We start from the raw sequence: 4,216 nt of genomic DNA, 5'->3' as shown, positions 1-4,216 counted from the left end.
CCCGATGATCCATTGATCAGCAGATTGGGGACGCGGGTGGGAAAAACCGTGGGCTCCTTGCGGGTCTCGTCGTAGTTGGATTTGAAATCCACCGTGTCCTTGTCCAGCTCGTCGAGCATCTCCGTGGTCACCTTTTGCATCCGCGCCTCGGTATAACGCATGGCCGCGGGCGGATCTCCATCAATGGAGCCGAAATTGCCCTGTCCGTCGATCAGTGGATAACGCATGTTCCAGGGCTGGGCGAGGCGCACCAGGGTCGGATAGACGACCTGTTCGCCGTGGGGATGGTAGTTTCCGGAGGTATCGCCGGCGATCTTGGCGCATTTGCGGAAATGCCCGCCAGGCGAGAGATTCAGCTCGTGCATGGCGAAAATGATGCGCCGCTGTGAGGGTTTGAGCCCGTCGCGGATATCCGGCAGGGCGCGCGCGACGATCACGCTCATGGAATAATCCAGATACGCCTGGCGGAGCTGGTCTTCTATTTGCACATTGATTATCTTGGTCTTGTCGTCCATTCTATTCTCCAGTTTCCTTAGATATCGAGGTTTTGCACGTATTTGGCGTTGGCTTGGATGAACTCGCGGCGGGGTTCGACCTCGTCGCCCATCAGGATCGTGAACATGCGGTCGGCTTCGATGGCGTCGTCCATTTTCACGGAGATCATGGTGCGCCTCTCAGGATCCATCGTCGTTTCCCAAAGCTGTTCGGGGTTCATTTCGCCCAAGCCTTTGTAGCGCTGGATCACCACGCCTTTTTCGCCCAATTCCCGCACCGCGCTGTCACGTTCCCCTTCGCTGAAGACATAACGTTTCTGCTTGTTTTTGCGCACCAGGAAGAGGGGCGGCTTGGCGATGTAGATGTTCCCATTCTCGATCAGGGGCCGCATGTAGCGATAGAAGAAAGTGAGCAGCAGCGTGCTGATGTGGGCTCCGTCCACGTCCGCGTCCGCCATGATGATGATGTTTGAGTAGCGGATCTTGGAGATGTCAAAATCCTGCCCGATCCCGGCGCCGATGGCCAGGATGATCGGCTGGATCTTGTCGTTGTTCAAAACCTTGTCCACACGGGCTTTTTCGGTATTCAGCATTTTGCCCCAAAGTGGCAGGATGGCCTGGAAGGCGCGGTCCCGTCCCTGTTTGGCGCTGCCGCCGGCGGAATCTCCCTCAACCAGGAAGAGTTCTGTTTTGGCGGGGTCGCTGATCGTGCAGTCGGCCAGTTTGCCGGGAAGAGAGCCGCTTTCCAGAACGGATTTGCGGCGCGTCAGCTCCCTGGCTTTGCGGGCCGCCTCGCGCGAACGGGCGGCCAGGATGCTCTTCAGGGTGATCGTCTTGGCTTCACCAGGATGTTCCTCAAAATAGGTCATCAGCTTCTCATAGACGGCGGAATTGACGAAACCCTCCACCTCGCTGTTCTGCAGCTTGGTTTTGGTCTGCCCTTCAAACTGCGGGTTGGAGAGCTTGACGCTGATCACGGCCGTCAGCCCTTCGCGGATGTCTTCTCCGGAAGGGTTCACTTTCTCATTTTTGAGCAGGTCCGCGTTCTTGATGTAGGTATTCACCGCGCGAGTCAGGCCGCTCTTGAAGCCACTCAGATGCGTCCCACCCTCGGTGGTGTTGATGTTGTTGGCGAAGCTGAAGATGTTTTCCTGATAGCCTTCGTTGTATTGGAGCGCGACCTCGAATTCCAGGCCCTCACGGGCTGAAGCGACATGGATCGGGCTGGATCCGACGGGCTTTTTGTTGGTGTTCAGATACTCCACAAAACTGTTGATCCCGCCTTCATACTTGAAATCGTGCATGCGGTCGCTGCGCTCGTCTTTCAGTATGATCCGCACGCCCTTGTTCAGAAAGGCCAGTTCGCGCAGACGGGTGGTGAGGTAGTCGAAACTGAATTCCACAGTCTCGAAGATCGTGTCGTCCGGCTTGAATTTGATCACCGTGCCTTTGCGGTTCGTGTCTCCCAGGATCTCCAGACCTGTGACGGCCTTGCCCCGCTCATAGCGCTGGTAGTAGATCTTTCCGTTTTTGTGGATGCGCACTTCGAGATATTCCGAAAGCGCCACGACCACCGATACGCCCACACCGTGCAGTCCGCCGGAAACTTTGTAGGACTTGTTGTCAAACTTGCCGCCGGCATGCAGCACCGTCATCACCACCTGCACGGCTGGAAGGTTCTCTTCCTTGTGCATGTCCACCGGAATGCCGCGACCGTTGTCATCGACCTCAACCTCCCCTTCGGAGGTGATCGTGACCTTGATCAGGTCGCAATATCCGCCCAGGGCCTCGTCGATGGAGTTGTCCACAACTTCATAGACCAGATGGTGCAATCCACGCTCGCTGGTGCCGCCGATGTACATTGCCGGGCGCTTGCGGACTGCTTCCAGCCCTTTCATTACCTTAATTTGCTCTGCTGAGTAATCCTTGTTAGGCATAATCTATTGTCTCCTATATTGTTACACTATATGAAAAGCTCGCTTTGAGCCATTTTCCCTCGCCAGTTCGACAATTGAATTCATATCTGGTTGCCACATTGTCAGATATGGGGTTTTTGTCAAGAACAATCCGCAATAATTTTCAGTTTTTATCTGCTTATTTTTCAATGCTTTAGAGAAGCGGTGTGCAGACTTGGGCAAATCCCGGTAAGTGGACTGGCCAAAACTGCCTCCAAAAAAGCATTATCATCCCCCTGATCAGGCCTGATGGGCGTTTCCCTCCTCTTCACCCCTTCGCCCTTGGCTCCGCTCTCCTGATCATTGCGCTATCATTACGGACTCATTACGGACTTTGTCCGTAATGAGTCCGTATTGACACCGTATTGATAAGGGGAGCGATATGGGGGCGGCGGGTTGGCGATCTTCCCAAGTTATTGGCTGGCAATCAATTGCATGCTGGGCATGAAACTGGGGCAGATTTGCTTGAGATCCTTGCCGAAGCGGATAGAAAAAGATGCCGCTTAAACACGGCACCACTGAGTTAACAATTTCTTGCGGAGGATGAACTTAGCTCTTCACCTCGATCTCCACGCGGCGGTTCCTCACTTTTTGGGTTTCAGAGATCGCGGAGTTGTAAGGCCTTGTGCTGCCGTAACTTTTCCAGCTCAGACGCTTCTTTTCGATCCCTTTGGAGATCAGGTAATCGACCACGGCCCGAGCCCTCTTTTCCGAGAGTTCCTTGTTGTAGGCGGCAGTTCCTCCATCCAGGGCGTGGCCGTATATGTTGAGCTTGAGTTTGGCGTTGTTCAGCAGGGTCAAGACCACGTCGTCCAGACTGGCCGTGGCTTTTTCGTCCAGGACGGAACTTTCGTAGGCAAAGAGGATGGGCGCGAAAGCTGCCGGCTCTTTCAGATCGAGCTTTTGCAGCGTTATGTCCAGGCCAAGCGCATCTGCATCAGTGGCATGGATAAGTTCCTGCGCATGGAGCAGATGGCCGCTCGCGTTGACCACCACGGAATAAGTAACCGCGCGGGGCAGGATTAGCTCATAGGCACCCTTGTCGTCCGTGGGGCCAACTTCCCGGGTCCGCAATCCGTCCACGATGCAGGAAATTTCCACTTCAGCGCTCACCGGGCCCCCTTTCTGGTCCAGGACAAAGCCTGAAATGCTGACCAGAGGCGGCAATTCAGTCAGCACCGGTGGTTCCTCAGAAGCTTGGTCCGGAGACTCAGCCGGAGTCTGGACTATTGGCTGCACTGGGGTTTGAGCTGGCGCGGGTGCCGGGACGACCGGTTCGGTAACCCGTTCCGGGATCACGGTCCTTTCCGGAAGAGGGGGCCGGAATTCGCCGGTTTGCCTCAGTCCGAGGTCTAGCACGCCCAAAGTCTCGTCTATCCTGGCCAAAACGCTATCCGGGCTCAGAGACTGGGCCAAAGTGGGGCGTTCCAGCCCGACTTCCACAGACTGCACGTTGCCGGTGGAATCGCGCACCAGATAGCTGGGTGGCAAGGCGTAGGTGAAATTGAGCTGATAGATGTTCTCAAAGCCCCCCACGCTGCGGTCGGAGCTCATGAAGCCTTCGTTGGTCCCCGGTGTGCGGTAGAAATGGCGATCATTGCGGGTGGAATTGACCGGCAAGCCGAGATTTTCAGGCAGAGACCAATCCTGCCAGCTGCTGCCGATGCGGTAAGATTTGAAGATGTCGTAACCGCCGAAGCCGGGATGGCCATTGGAAGAAAAGAACAGGGTCCTTCCGTCATAATCGAGGAAGGGAGTCTGCTCGTT

General features: G+C 55.6%; 3 protein-coding genes. All 3 read right to left on the bottom strand.

Annotated features, from left to right (window positions below):
- Positions 1–515 (bottom strand): DNA gyrase subunit A (locus K0B87_09355; GenBank protein ID MBW6514941.1); only part of this gene is annotated, 515 nt, incomplete at its 3' end.
- Positions 516–532: 17 nt separating this feature from the next.
- Positions 533–2,431 (bottom strand): DNA topoisomerase (ATP-hydrolyzing) subunit B, encoded by a 1,899-nt coding sequence (gene gyrB, locus K0B87_09350; protein MBW6514940.1) that lies wholly within the window; start codon positions 2,429–2,431, stop codon positions 533–535.
- A gap of 567 nt (positions 2,432–2,998) precedes the next feature.
- Positions 2,999–4,003 (bottom strand): OmpA family protein, encoded by a 1,005-nt coding sequence (locus tag K0B87_09345; GenBank protein ID MBW6514939.1) that lies wholly within the window; start codon positions 4,001–4,003, stop codon positions 2,999–3,001.
- Positions 4,004–4,216 lie beyond the last annotated feature (213 nt).

It is taken from the genome of Candidatus Syntrophosphaera sp. (assembly GCA_019429425.1).
In the GTDB taxonomy this organism is placed as follows: Bacteria; Cloacimonadota; Cloacimonadia; order Cloacimonadales; family Cloacimonadaceae; genus Syntrophosphaera.
The sequence above is the reverse complement of the archived record's forward strand: the minus strand, read 5'-3'. Positions and strand labels throughout refer to the sequence as shown.